Source organism: Echinicola strongylocentroti, from assembly GCF_003260975.1.
Taxonomy (GTDB): Bacteria; Bacteroidota; Bacteroidia; order Cytophagales; family Cyclobacteriaceae; genus Echinicola; species Echinicola strongylocentroti.
This window is the reverse complement of the sequence record NZ_CP030041.1, coordinates 6,211,101-6,223,555: the sequence shown is the minus strand read 5'-3', so window position 1 is coordinate 6,223,555 and position 12,455 is coordinate 6,211,101. Positions and strand designations below refer to the sequence as shown.

Below are 12,455 nucleotides of genomic sequence, written 5' to 3'. Positions count from 1 at the left end.
AACTTATTTGTCTCCGATCTCAGGACTAAGGATTGGCTGTAAGGATACCTTCAAGTCTAGACGAGAAATTATGCATCGGAAAATCATCGTCGTACACCTTTCCTTCTCGGTCTATCACCAGATACCTGGGAATGGCGTTAAATTGAAACAACTGACGCAGTTGGTTATGGTCGTCTTCCGAAATCATATAACTGTTTGTCAGTTCCTGCTCGGCTGTAAATTCACGGTATTTCTTTTCTGGTGAACTACTTCGCTCTGTAATAAAGATAAACTCCACATCCTCATTATCCATCAATTTTTGGCGGATCGGCTTCATTTTATTTATGGAATACACGCATGGCGCACAACTGGTAGCCCAGAAATCTACAAAAAGTATTTTCCCTTTGTAGGGTGCGATGATTTCCTTAAAGATTTCAGCGGCTTCCCCTTTCTGGAGGGAATAGGCAGTGGACGTTCTATCGGCTACCACTTGGTCGTAAATTTCTTGGCCTTTCCATCGGAGTTCATCGTATGTGAGGTCATTTTTCAAGCCCTCCCAGTATTCAGCAGCACCTTCAGGTCCTATAAAGTCTAATGTAAATGCCAAGCCCCTCAATTTGGTAACCTGATAGGTCCAGCTGTCCTGAAGACCAAACTGATGGATTAACACAGAATCCCTGTTGTGCCAGTATTTTTTGTAATAGCCTAACTTGGACGGTTGTTGGCTTTCCATAAATTCTTTTAGATAGCCTTGCAATCCAGCACTATGCTTGGACATGAAGAAATTAATATCCGCTTCGCTCTCCTTTATAAAAACCGAGTCTTCCTTTGTCTTTTTCTCCTTATAGCTCAATGCCATCAACCGTCTCATTTGATCAGGAAGCTCTATATCCTCTTGATCGAAATACGCCAATATTATCTCCAGATCAGGCTTTTTCAATGAAATTTTAAAGGAAGGACGGCTCCTTGTGAATGGCTTACTGAATTCAAACCTGTTAATGAAAAAATTATATTCATTAGGAACCATCAACGATTTATCGTCCAATGGAAGCTCTTTCAAAAAGTCATAATAGTCTCCCGGAACAGGCTGCTTGAGCACGATATTATCAAAGACCACTTTTGATGTGTCATAATTGGTCAAATACTGACGCTTATCTTCAAAATTAAATAGAACCCCGGCATTCTTCAATAAAATAGTGTTGTTGATAATGGATGCTGCTTTGGGATCCACTTCATTCCTGTCGATATAGCTATTGGCCTTTTTTTGCTGCATTCGAAGAACAGCCATTTGTTTTTCCTTAAATTCATTTGGCGGGAGGGATTTGGCCTTACTTTCCATGGTCTGGTAATTAAAATCCTCAAAATCAAAGTCCATTAGTTCTCTGTTGATTTTGGCAAGTGGCCCTCGAAATTTGGTATGCTTGAATTTGTATCGACGGTCATTATCTTTGCCCGCTGCTATAAAATCCTTCCTGTCCAACTCCATCTTCAGGGTTTTTCCAGGCTCGACATATACGGACATCCATTGCCCTCCTATCTTTACCGAAGTATAAATAGGAAATAGGATTGGCCATTTTGCTTCGAACCTACCATCCGGAAACACCTTTATGACCACAGGGTAAGATTCATGGGACAATACATCTTCGGCCTGAATAATCCCTGTTTTGAATCCCATGGAGGGCTCATAGTCCTTAATATACCCCTCCAGTCGAGCGGTATCACCTCTAAAAGAATGTTGCTCTACAGCCGGAATACTGGCTTTTACCGAAATTTCTTCTTGTTGGCTTACCGATTGAAAAGGGCTACAAGGAGCTTTTGACATTGATAATAGAAGTAAACTGACACTAAAAGCCAGCCAAAACAATCGTTTCATGTTTGTTAGGGATTATTGTTTGGACATTCGTAAAAATACTACCTCAAGGGATAGCATATGTCGTTGAAAACTAGGGGGGCATCTATTGCTGAAAGGAATTTAGTTAGACCAAAAATAGCTAATTTATCAAACATACAAAATACCCCAAATGGGGTATTTTTTTTAGGCATAAAGTCTATAAACTACATTATAAAAGTAGTTTCTTTGTTTTATTTAGCTACGATAATAATATTAATTGGTAGACCTTGGTAAAATATCACCCTATAACAACCTTTAACATTTATGATTTTTAGAATTGGGTGTTTTTGATTTCTTTGTAATAATTTCAAACCAAAACATTATTTTATCATGAACAAAATTCACTTAATGGTATTTTTATCGGCCATTTTCATTTCCCAACTGGTTCCCATCCAAGAACTAGTAGCTCAAACAGACAGCAAAGACATTATTATCCGTTCTGGTTATTCTTTTAGTAAGTATTCGGACCATTTCTCCACTGTATTTCAAGCTACACCAAACCCTGAGGAAACACATCAATCTACATTTAAAAAATCCTCTTATTATTTTACGCCTGGTGTAGGGAAATTTTTGGGCAAAGGATACTATCTTGGAGCACAGATGGTCATTGGCCAGTCCAAAATAAACCATACCATCCTTAATGAAAACAATGAAACCATTCTGCATGCTGACACGGATCTTGACCGAATCGGAGGAGGGGTACTGTTTAGAAAGTACTTTACCCTATCGGGAAAACTTTCCCCATTTGCAGGACTGAGCACTAACTTCTATAGGGAAAAAGGAAGCACTTTGGGGTATTCGGGTCAATCCGTCGCGAGAAAAACAAATTATATCGCATCCGAAATCCATGTAGGTGTCAATTATATGATTTTACCTAGACTTAGTATCGAAGCCTATTACTCTCCGGGGAAATTCTATGGTGAGAAAAATGCCTATGCCGATGAGGATGGTTATGACTATGAAGTTGATTTTGGTAAGCGAGGCCAGGAATTTTCATTTGGCATCAATTACCATTTAGTGAAATATTAACTCCCAATAGGCCTCCTTTCGCTGTGCGAAAGGAGGCCTAATTTTTATTTTCGGTTATAAAATATGATGGCATTATTCATTTTGAAACTACACAGCCATCAAAATTGCTACAAGTAGAAGAGATAATCAGGTGGGCGCCCTATTGATCCCACTGCTAAAAAACCTAACCTGTTTCTATTACGCTCTCCCCTACCATTACAAGGCTTGAATTAAGGAATTAACAATTAAGTAATTTTTTCTTTATAGCTGGTATTTTTTGATGAGCTACACTTTTTTCTATTTTTGTTGTATCCTCATGTTGTCAAAACATAGCAGGAGAATACCCATTTACAAAAGATTGGTTTAATAATCGCCTAACATCATTGTTTGAACCACAACAACATATTGATTCCAGCAAATTCATTGCCCTTTTGCAAAAAGACGGGGGCAAGGCTTTTGAGTTGCTTTTTAAGCTGTATTATGACAAACTTCTGCACTTGGCAAAATACTATACCAACAATGCTGAAGATGCAGAGGAAATTGTTCAGGATGTGTTTTTGAAGCTTTGGGAAAGAAGAAAAAAGATCACCGAGCTGAACAACAGCTACCTCTTTACCATGACCAAAAATGCCTGTCTGGATTATTTAAAACATCAATCGGTCGTCCAGAAGAAATCAAAGGAACTCTACGACAGTCAATTAGCCGATCCGCTAAGATTTATCCAAAATGAAACGGCTTCCTATGTTTTAGAGAAGGAACTAGATCAGAAAATCCAAGAAAGTATCGCAGCACTCCCCACCAAACAACGTGAAGTTTTTATAAAAAGCAGGATGGATGGCAAAAAAAATATGGAAATCGCCCAAGAATTGAAGATTTCAAAAAGAACGGTAGACACTCATATCACCCTTGCACTCAAAGCAATGCGATTACAGTTGAAAGAATTTTTGATGGTGATGCTGTAGTTCCGAGGAATCCGTAATGCCAGTCAACTATCCTACTTTGTACTAAATACTAGATACTTAATACACCTTACTTCGTGCTTTACCTCTCTCTGTATGTCATCATTGAGTAAAATGCCCTCTGCTTTTTTGCTTGATCCATAAAAGGGGCTCTTTGTATATTCAAAAAGGAGAAGCCCCCTTATTTAAACCACAATGAATCTAAAATAAATCTTCAGTTTTTTCCAATTCCCACTACGTACCCTCTTGGGCTGAGTCGTTTATTAGTTGCATGACCAATACACTGCGATGGAAGACCATAAACTTTTAAGGTATTTTGAAGGAAAAGCTTCGGAAGAAGAGACAAAGGAGATCATTCAATGGCTCAATGCTGATGAAGCCAACGAAAGCTATTTTCACCAACAGAAAGCCCAGTATGTTGCCTCCAAGTTTTCAGAAACATCCAATGAAGTGGACGTAGATCGAAAGTGGGACAGTTTCCGTGACCATCTTAACCCTGGACCAGCTTCTTTTTCACGCTCCATTACCTGGCGGTATGCCGCAGCGGTCATTATGGTGTTGGGAATTGGCTACCTATTTTACACCTTCCAGTTCGCTGCTGAGCAAGCATCACCTGTCCCAGCAGAAAACATGATCACGCTCAAACTTGGTGATGGAAAAGTAGTCGCCATAGACGAGTTAAGTGATTTGCCCATCATAAATGAGGCGGGTAAAATTATTGGAAACCAAATTGGGAGTAAGCTGTCGTACCTAGTCCATGATGCCGATGGCACCACTGATCAGCTAAGCTACAATACGTTAACGGTGCCCTACGCCAAGCGTTTCGAAATCATCCTCCCCGATAGCACCCATGTCACCCTAAATGCAGGAAGCTCGCTCACTTATCCGACGAGTTTTGACAATATGGATACCAGGTCCGTCACCCTTATCGGTGAAGCCTATTTCAACGTGAGAGAAGACAAGTCCCTCCCTTTTATAGTGAATGCTGACCAAATGAACATCCGGGTATTGGGCACCCAGTTTAATGTATCTTCTTACCCTGAGGATGAACTAGTCCAGACTGCATTGGTCGAAGGGAAAGTCAGCATTTATGACGATCGTAAACCGTACGCCCCCGCAGCTTCCAGTACATTGTCCCCTGGTCAATTGGCCACCTGGAACAAAGCCGACAACGAAGTCCAAATCAAGGAGACGCCATTGGACATGTACACTGCTTGGCTATCTGGTAAAATCATTTTTAAGAACGTTCCCTTCCAAAACATCATCAAGAAACTGGAAAGACACTATGATGTCGATATCGTCAATTTAGACGGTACCTTCAACAATGAGTATTATACTGCCAGCTTTGATGTAGAGAGCATCGAAGAAGTCATGGAAACATTTAAAAGGGCCTACGGGCTTCACTACCAAATAGAAGGAAATAAAATCACTATCCACCACTAAAAAACTGCCTATGAATCAAAATTAAAAACCAAACTCCAAATGCTTTCACAAAGAGTCTCCCGAAAGACGGGAAAAAAATCGGAAAATGCGCGAACATTTTCCGATAGAGAATTTTGTGATCAAAATCAATTTAACCACCAAATGCACTTCAAAAGTATGAAAAATCTAAATAAGCCGAAAGGCAATCCCATTTTAAGGTTTAGGCGGGCTGTCCAGTCTCCCCCATTCCTGATGATGCTCCTCTTTTTATTTACCTTAAGCCCCATCCAAGCATATTCTGCTTTTGGGCAAGTGGAGAAGGTAACCCTGCATATCGAAAATGAACCACTTGAGGAAGTCCTCTATCAAATAGAATCCCAGACTTCTTTTAAATTTATCTATAACAATAACGAATTCAATGCTGCAGAAACCATTACTTTAAATGTTCAGGATAAACCATTGGTGGAAGTGCTTAACGAGCTCTTCAACCAGCGGGAAATCGACTACCAAATCATCATGGACACGCAAATTGTCCTAAAAAAGAAAGCTGTTGACCAACAGGATCAGGTCCTTGCCGAGCAAGCGTTAACCATAAAAGGAACCGTCACAGATAAGGATGGGGCTCCCCTGCCCGGTGCTTCGGTTTTGGAGAAAGGAACCAATAATGGGACGGTGGCTGATATCGACGGGGATTTCACCTTGGAGGTTTCGGACGGAGAGGCTGTCCTGAAAGTTTCCTACCTAGGTTTTATTGCCCAAGAATTATCCCTGAATGGCAGGACAACGCTCACAATCACCTTAGAAGAAGATGTCACGGGACTGGATGAAGTGATCGTCGTCGGATATGGCAGCCAGAAGCGGTCCAATATCACCGGAGCAGTCGCAGAAGTAAAGGGCGATGTTCTGGAAGGAAGAGTCATCTCATCAGTTGCCGGCGGACTACAAGGGCTCATTCCGGGCCTGACGGTTACCTCTCCATCAGGTCAGCCGGGTGCCCCAGCCACCAATATGGTGATCCGGGGAGTAAATACCATCAATAGCCAAACCTCGCCCTTGATCCTAATCGACGGAGTAGCAGGCGGGGACATCAATCTCCTCAATCCGGACGACATCGAAAGCGTGACGGTACTGAAAGATGCCGCTTCCTCCGCTATCTATGGCGCACGGGCTGCCAACGGGGTGATCTTGGTCACCACCAAAAAAGGCAGCGGGGAGGAAAAAGTTTCCCTTAATTACAGCAATTACTTTGGTATCCAGACACCCATCTCTACGCCAGAGCTGGTCAATGGAAGGGAATATATGACCTTGGAAAATGAAGCCCGACGGGCGAGAGGCGTGGCCATCCCTTATTCTGACGAGGCTTTTGAAATGTATGATTCGGGAAACTTCCCCAATGATTACTCCAATACGGATTGGGTATCCGAGACCTATAAGTCACATTCATCGCAACAAAACCATAACCTTAACATCCAAGGCCAAACCGATAATTCTTCCTATTACCTGTCTTATGGCTATTTGGAACAAACAGGGTTGGTAGTGGGCGATCCATACTTCTCTTCCCGTAACAACGTCAGGCTACGACTGGACACAAAAGTGGCGGACCGCTTGAAACTGGATGCCAATATCAGTTATGTGGATTTTTACAAGCGTGATGCTGGTGGGGCAGGTACCTCAGGCGTATTTAGGTTGGCACAGCGGATCAGTCCATTGCTCCCAGTCATGTGGCAGCAGCCTTCCGCCGATGGAGGCTGGGAAGATTCCCCGTATTGGTCCTATGGATCTGTGACCAATCCCGTCAGAACGGCCCATGAATCAGGCTATACCAAGAGCAAATCCCGAACCCTAAACGGGAACTTTAAGGCCACCCTTGACCTGATCGATGGCATGTACATCAATGCCCAATATGCCTACAACTACTATAACAGGGATATCAAGGATTGGACACCGACCATGCCGAGGTTCTTAGCAGACGGGACTCCCCATGCTGCTAATGAAAACATCCGAAACAGCATCGCCAATAGCCACAATACCATCCTGACACAAACGCTGCTTTCCACCTTTAATTATGACAAAGTAATCGGGAGGCATGGATTAAAATTCTTGGCAGGCTATTCACAGGAATGGTCCAGCATGCCCCGGCTGTATGCTTCGAGAAAAAATATTCTGCTCGATGGCATCACTGAAGTAGACGCGGGTACCGAAGATATCATTAATGGTGGTACTTCAGAAGAATGGGCACTTCGCTCCTATTTCGGCAGGTTAAACTATGACTTTGACCAAAAGTACCTTTTCGAGGCCAACTTAAGGGTAGACGGTACTTCAAGGTTTTCCAGAGACAACCGCTGGGGGTATTTCCTTCCTTCTCGGCAGGGTGGAAATTCACAGAAGAGACCTTCATGGATTTTGCAAAGCCTTTCCTCACCGTGGGTAAGATCCGGGCCTCTTGGGGTGAACTGGGAAACCAAAACATCAGCGGCAATTACTACCCGTACCTCACAGAAATAGAGCGTGAGACCAAAGCATATCCCATCGGGGCTATGGAGAATGTCGGGTTTAGACAATACTCCCTCGCCAATGAAAACATCCAATGGGAAACCATCCAAATGGTAAACATCGGAGCGGATTTCAGCATGCTAAAGGATCGGATGACCTTGTCTGTGGACTGGTTCAAGAAAAAGAATATCAATGCCCTATTGAAACCCATCTATCCTTCACTAATAGGCATTACCTCATCCAGTAATCTTCCACTGGAAAACATCGGTGCCATCGAAAACAAAGGATGGGAAGTCGCCCTGGGGTGGAATGATCAGGTGGGTGAATTCCGCTATGGCATCAATGCCAACATAGCAGATGCCAAAAATGAAATCACCGACATGGGCTCCAGTGCCGCCTCTTTAGGGAACAATATCAGAAGAGTAGGCGATCCTGTCAATGCCTATTATGGTTACCTCACCGATGGGCTCGCCCAGATCGAAGACTTCGGATCTTTTGACGAATCCACTGGCCGGTATATCAATCCATCATTCCCTGTGATCAGCAGCTATGCAGATATCATCCAGCCAGGCGATGTGGTCTACAGGGACATCAGTGGCGAAGAAGGACAGCCCGATGGACTTATTGATGAATATGACAAGGTGGTTTTTGGTGATCCCTACCCCCGCTATAGCTATGGAATCAGAGGTTTTGCCAGTTGGAAGGGATTTGACTTTTCCTTTTACCTCCAAGGAGTGGGCAAGGTAAATGGCTACTTGCGAGACGAAGCCCGTCATGCCTTCATCAACGACTATTCAGTGCCAAAAAAAGTCCATATGGATCGGTGGACACCCGAAAACACGGACGCTTCCTATCCTCGCATGTATTACCAGCCAGAGCACAATATTCTGTTCTCAAATTACTGGTTGGAAGATGCATCTTACTTAAGGCTAAAGAACCTCCAAGTGGGGTATTCCCTACCCCAGCAGCTAATCGAGCGCATCAAACTTTCCCGATGCAGGATTTATTTTACGGGTGAAAATCTCTTCACCATAACGGATTATTTTGGCGGTTTTGACCCAGAGGTCCGGGAAACTTCCGGCGATGCTTACCCACAGGTAAGAACCATGGCCTTGGGCTTACAACTTGGATTTTAACCTGATATGCAACTACAACATTTAATTCGACCTGACATGAACTATATAAAATATTCCTTGATCTTGGCACTGCTTCTTTTCAGCGCCTGTGATGATGAATTTCTGGATAAATATCCACTGGACAGTGTTACCCATGAGACGTATTGGGAAACAGAAAGCCAGTTGCGAGCAGCGCTGTATCCCTGTTATGAGGGCTTGGACTATGAATTACTGATATACCCAAGTGTCTTTGGTGGCGATGTAGTGTGGGGAAACCTTAACAGCGGACTGGCCAAAATCCCCGGGGGAAGGCACACCGCCTTGGATGGATTCCCTTTTACAAGCTTTTGGTCTTGGCTTTATGCTCCTATTTTTACCTGTAACAACTTCCTGGACCACTATGACAAGGCAAATGTCGATCAGGATACCAAAGATATCTATGCCGCAGAAGTTAAGGTCATCCGTGCACTGCAGTACTTTTGGCTGACGAGTTATTGGGGTGATGTCCCTTTGGTGGATAAAGTCATCAACGCTTCCGAGGCCTATATGCCGAGAACGCCAAAGGAAGAAGTGGTACAGTTTATCATGGATGACCTGGACTGGGCAGCCAGTAAACTGGGAAATGACATTCCTTCAGGAAATAATGTGGGCAGGATCAATCGCTGGGGAGCACTGGCACTTAAAGCACGTGTAGCCCTCCAAAATGAGATGTGGGAAGTGGCTGCCAACACGGCTAAGGAAATCATGGATAACAGCCCTTATGAATTATATTCCAGCTATCGTGATATGTACAAACTAGCGGGCAATGCTGAGACCAACCCCGCTAATAGGGAAGCCATTATCTACAGCCTCTTTGTGGATAACCTGCGCACCAATAACCTGAGTAATTATACGTGTACACCAGTGGATTATATTCGCCTTAATGCTTCCAAAAGGTTGGTGGATGCTTTCTTATGTACTGATGGCAAACCAGCCAAGGCAGGACTGGAGTATTACGGCCAAACAGTAACCACTTCCGATCTGTACAATTATCCTGAAGAACACTACACAGATTACTTCGAAAACAGGGATCCACGCCTCCAAATGACCGTTTACAGTCCAGGGGACGAATGGCCTGGTGGTGATGATGGAGATGCTGATACGGACACGGACAATGATATCTACCAGCTTCCACGGTTTGCCGTACTGCAAAACAATAACCGACTTGGTGCCAACGGGTTGACAGGTTTTTATCTTAAAAAATACAATTCAATCGAACTGGCCGGGCTGTATAACCGTGACCATAACAACATCAACGTCATCCGGTATCCAGAAATCCTTTTGATCTATGCAGAGGCCCTATTTAACATCCAAGGGGAAACCCTCACCCAGGCACAAATAGACATGACCGTCAACCAACTCAGGGAACGTGTAGGCATGCATCCCATGATTCTCGAAGAACTGGATGCTTGGGGACTGGACCTGGAAACAGAGCTTCACCGGGAGCGGCGTGTAGAATTGTCCATGGATGGCATGCGGTATTTTGATGTACTGAGGTGGAAGGAAGGGGAAGTTCACCTAGGCAAAGCCATGGTAGGCCCCAGTCTGGAAGTGTGTATGAATGATTTGGGCGCTAATCCCTATCCTGATAATGGCACGGATGAATTTGGGGATATTATCTATGAAAAATCCGTGGCAGAAGGGGGCTTGGATAATTTTGACCCTACCAAACATTATTTGTGGCCGGTTCCCTATGCCGAAAGGATCAAAAATCCCGACTTAGGACAAAACCCCGGTTGGGAATAAGTTACCAAAGGGCAGGAAATGTGAAACTCGGAATAACCATCCTGCCCTTATTCATAAACATGCAAACATTCCCATATGAATTCACTATTTGTCACGACCTTACTTTGGTTGTGCTGGACATTGCTCCCACTTGAACGCTCGTCAATAAATACTGCCCAACAGGGAAATAGCACCTTAAAAGTGATGAGCTATAATGTAAAATACTGTGCTCCGTATAAGAGCAGCACGCCTGACCTGGATTCTATTGCACGGATCATCAGGCACACTGATGCGGATATTGTGTTTATGCAGGAAATCGACCGGAACACTACCCGTAGCGGAAAGGTCAACCAACTGGAGCTATTATCCCAAAAAACCGGGCTAAATTATCATTTCTATGGTGAAGCCATTTCTTATCAAGGTGGGGAAACGGGGCTGGGTATATTGTCCCGTTATCCCATGACTGATCAGGAGATCCATCACTTGCCCCGTGTAGAACTGGAAGGAAGATACGTCAGCTACCGCATCCTGATGACAGCGGTCACTAAGGTAGAGCAGCAACACCTTACCATAGCCAATACACACATGGAGCTGACATTGGAAAATAGGGAACTGCAAGTTCCGGCGATTGACAGTGTGCTTTCCGCCGCTCCTTATCCGGTGATCTTTGGGGGAGATTTTAATGCCACTCCGGACGGGCCAACGATTACTTCCTTCTTCGAAAGGGGCTTTAATAGCGCTTGTCCCGGTAATGCACCCCAGTGTTTTACCATTCCCTCCCGTGAGCCAAATCGTACATTGGACTATATCCTTTATAGGCCACGGACGGAATTGGGCATTAAGTCACATGAAGTGCTCCACACAGAGGCTTCGGATCACTTGCCTATTATCACTACATTTGAACTAAAGTCAAAACCATAACCTAAGGGGCTGTCTCATCATAAGAAAAACCTCACCAAGAGGAATGGGACAGCCTCTTTTATCCTAAAAATGTACATTATGAAATGCCTTTATGCCACTTTATTTTTGCTGATATTATCTTTTCAGCTTCCAGCCCAACAGCTGTCAGATACCCTAAAAATCATCAGCTATAACCTCCGTTTTGGAGAGCGTGCTTCCATGGAGGAGTTTGCCGAATATATCAAAGCCCAAGATGCCGATTTGGTCGCCTTACAGGAGGTGGACATCAAGACATTTCGTGAAAGGGCACCACAACAAAACGGCAAGGACTTTATAGGAGAATTGGCCCATATGACCGGAATGTTTGCGGCCTTTGGGAAGACCATCGATTATGCGGGTGGATATTATGGTATTGGCATATTGTCCAAGTATCCCATGTCAGCAACGGAAAGAATCCTTTTGCCCTTTACTGATAATGGCAAGGAGCAACGTGCCCTTCTTGTGGCCAATATTGAATTGGCCAACGATAAGACCATTGCCTTTGCCAGCACGCACTTGGACTACACCAACACTGAAGAACGCCAACTCCAAGTGAACCTGATCAATGAAATTCTCCTGAGCAAGTCCATTCCCGTACTTATTGGTGGTGATTTTAATGCCCGTCCTGCCTCCATCGAAATCAGCGAGGGTATGTCCTCATGGTCACTGCTGGACAATCAGGAACCGACCTCCCCGGCCAAGGAAGCCAAATACAAGATCGACTATATCTTTGGTTACCCCAAAACCAGCTGGAAGTTACTTTCTGCTCCCACCCAAACTTCCCTTCTCTCCGATCACCTCCCCGTGGTCGCTGAGGTGAAGGTCATTTGGTAAGATGATGAAATAAATTGACGTATCCTACCTATGTAACGGTAGGGATACGCT

At 44.0% G+C, this 12,455-nt stretch carries 7 protein-coding genes and 1 pseudogene; 7 read left to right on the top strand and 1 reads right to left on the bottom strand.

Annotated features, from left to right (window positions below):
- Positions 1-25 precede the first annotated feature (25 nt).
- Positions 26-1,801 carry a TlpA family protein disulfide reductase gene (locus DN752_RS24180; RefSeq protein WP_162633351.1) on the bottom strand — a complete coding sequence of 592 codons (1,776 nt, stop codon included), beginning with the start codon at positions 1,799-1,801 and terminating at the stop codon, positions 26-28.
- A 399-nt stretch (positions 1,802-2,200) separates the two neighbouring features.
- Between DN752_RS24180 and DN752_RS24175 the strand changes: the two genes are divergently transcribed.
- The 7 genes and pseudogenes from DN752_RS24175 (at position 2,201) to DN752_RS24145 (ending at position 12,404) form a co-directional block, all read left to right on the top strand.
- Positions 2,201-2,899 carry a hypothetical protein gene (locus DN752_RS24175; RefSeq protein ID WP_162633350.1) on the top strand — a complete coding sequence of 233 codons (699 nt, stop codon included), beginning with the start codon at positions 2,201-2,203 and terminating at the stop codon, positions 2,897-2,899.
- A gap of 362 nt (positions 2,900-3,261) precedes the next feature.
- Positions 3,262-3,840: an RNA polymerase sigma-70 factor gene (locus tag DN752_RS24170; protein ID WP_112786339.1), complete on the top strand. Its 579-nt coding sequence runs from the start codon at positions 3,262-3,264 to the stop codon at positions 3,838-3,840.
- Positions 3,841-4,125: 285 nt separating this feature from the next.
- Positions 4,126-5,280, top strand: coding sequence for a FecR domain-containing protein (locus tag DN752_RS24165; RefSeq protein ID WP_112786338.1), 1,155 nt, complete (start codon positions 4,126-4,128; stop codon positions 5,278-5,280).
- Between the two features lie 39 nt (positions 5,281-5,319).
- Positions 5,320-8,888, top strand: a pseudogene (locus DN752_RS25390) (TonB-dependent receptor).
- A gap of 36 nt (positions 8,889-8,924) precedes the next feature.
- Entirely contained in the window at positions 8,925-10,652 is a 1,728-nt protein-coding gene (locus tag DN752_RS24155) for a RagB/SusD family nutrient uptake outer membrane protein (protein ID WP_112786337.1), read from the top strand.
- Positions 10,653-10,727: 75 nt separating this feature from the next.
- Positions 10,728-11,552 carry an endonuclease/exonuclease/phosphatase family protein gene (locus DN752_RS24150; RefSeq protein WP_112786336.1) on the top strand — a complete coding sequence of 275 codons (825 nt, stop codon included), beginning with the start codon at positions 10,728-10,730 and terminating at the stop codon, positions 11,550-11,552.
- Positions 11,553-11,630: 78 nt separating this feature from the next.
- The gene (locus DN752_RS24145; protein ID WP_112786335.1) at positions 11,631-12,404 is read left to right on the top strand and encodes an endonuclease/exonuclease/phosphatase family protein; all 774 of its coding nucleotides are present in this window, start codon (positions 11,631-11,633) and stop codon (positions 12,402-12,404) included.
- Positions 12,405-12,455: the final 51 nt, after the last annotated feature.